1 rRNA gene is annotated in these 1,609 nt (G+C 52.1%); it reads left to right on the forward strand.

The window, feature by feature from the left end:
• The first annotated feature begins 30 nt into the window (after window positions 1–30).
• Window positions 31–1,559: ribosomal RNA gene (locus ACO0LD_RS31580) — 16S ribosomal RNA — on the forward strand.
• The last annotated feature ends 50 nt before the right edge of the window (window positions 1,560–1,609 follow it).

Genomic DNA, 1,609 nt, shown 5'->3' on the forward strand with positions numbered 1-1,609 from the left:
GAGTTCAGAAATGAACACAAAACAGAGATTAAACTGAAGAGTTTGATCCTGGCTCAGATTGAACGCTGGCGGCATGCCTTACACATGCAAGTCGAACGGCAGCGCGGGGCAACCTGGCGGCGAGTGGCGAACGGGTGAGTAATATATCGGAACATACCCTAGAGTGGGGGATAACGTAGCGAAAGTTACGCTAATACCGCATACGCACTAAGGTGGAAAGTGGGGGATCGCAAGACCTCATGCTCATGGAGTGGCCGATATCTGATTAGCTAGTTGGTAGGGTAAAAGCCTACCAAGGCGACGATCAGTAGCTGGTTTGAGAGAACGACCAGCCACACTGGAACTGAGACACGGTCCAGACTCCTACGGGAGGCAGCAGTGGGGAATTTTGGACAATGGGGGCAACCCTGATCCAGCAATGCCGCGTGAGTGAAGAAGGCCTTCGGGTTGTAAAGCTCTTTTGTCAGGGAAGAAACGGTGGTTCCTAATACGGACTGCTAATGACGGTACCTGAAGAATAAGCACCGGCTAACTACGTGCCAGCAGCCGCGGTAATACGTAGGGTGCAAGCGTTAATCGGAATTACTGGGCGTAAAGCGTGCGCAGGCGGTTTTATAAGTCTGATGTGAAATCCCCGGGCTCAACCTGGGAACTGCATTGGAGACTGTAAGGCTAGAGTGTGTCAGAGGGGGGTAGAATTCCACGTGTAGCAGTGAAATGCGTAGATATGTGGAGGAATACCGATGGCGAAGGCAGCCCCCTGGGATAACACTGACGCTCATGCACGAAAGCGTGGGGAGCAAACAGGATTAGATACCCTGGTAGTCCACGCCCTAAACGATGTCTACTAGTTGTCGGGTCTTAATTGACTTGGTAACGCAGCTAACGCGTGAAGTAGACCGCCTGGGGAGTACGGTCGCAAGATTAAAACTCAAAGGAATTGACGGGGACCCGCACAAGCGGTGGATGATGTGGATTAATTCGATGCAACGCGAAAAACCTTACCTACCCTTGACATGGAAGGAATCCCGAAGAGATTTGGGAGTGCTCGAAAGAGAACCTTTACACAGGTGCTGCATGGCTGTCGTCAGCTCGTGTCGTGAGATGTTGGGTTAAGTCCCGCAACGAGCGCAACCCTTGTCATTAGTTGCTACGAAAGGGCACTCTAATGAGACTGCCGGTGACAAACCGGAGGAAGGTGGGGATGACGTCAAGTCCTCATGGCCCTTATGGGTAGGGCTTCACACGTCATACAATGGTACATACAGAGGGCCGCCAACCCGCGAGGGGGAGCTAATCCCAGAAAGTGTATCGTAGTCCGGATTGTAGTCTGCAACTCGACTACATGAAGTTGGAATCGCTAGTAATCGCGGATCAGCATGTCGCGGTGAATACGTTCCCGGGTCTTGTACACACCGCCCGTCACACCATGGGAGCGGGTTCTGCCAGAAGTAGTTAGCTTAACCGCAAGGAGGGCGATTACCACGGCAGGGTTCGTGACTGGGGTGAAGTCGTAACAAGGTAGCCGTATCGGAAGGTGCGGCTGGATCACCTCCTTTCTAGAGTAGCGCGTAGTTAAGTGTCCACACTTATTGACTGTTAATGATAA

The sequence above is a fragment of the Undibacterium sp. Ji83W genome (genome assembly GCF_049340385.1).
In the GTDB taxonomy this organism is placed as follows: Bacteria; Pseudomonadota; Gammaproteobacteria; order Burkholderiales; family Burkholderiaceae_D; genus Undibacterium.